The sequence below is a fragment of the Salifodinibacter halophilus genome (genome assembly GCA_012999515.1).
GTDB lineage: Bacteria > Pseudomonadota > Gammaproteobacteria > Nevskiales > Salinisphaeraceae > Salifodinibacter > Salifodinibacter halophilus.
On the sequence record JABEEB010000484.1, the window covers coordinates 1 to 250 of the forward strand.

Sequence of the window (250 nt, forward strand, 5' to 3'; positions counted from 1 at the left end):
GCCGGCGCCGTCGGCGACAGCGCGTTCTGCACCGCCGATTTCGCCTGCCCGACCGGTTCGAACAAGGTCGAGGTGTTCGGCACCGCGCTGGCGACCAGCCGCGATGCGGTGATCGCGGTCGACAACACCGCCAACCTCAGCAGCGGCGAGCAGGTGTCGGCCAACTGCATCACCACCGTGGTCGGCAACGGCAAGCGCATCTCGGTCAGCACCTGCAACGCCAAGGCCGTGGCCCCGGTCAACAAGGGCA

Annotated in this window: 1 protein-coding gene; it reads left to right on the forward strand. The window is 68.8% G+C overall.

Translation table 11 applies throughout. From position 1 onward, the window contains the following. Window positions 1-250 (forward strand): hypothetical protein (locus HKX41_12550; GenBank protein ID NNC24965.1); only part of this gene is annotated, 250 nt, incomplete at both ends.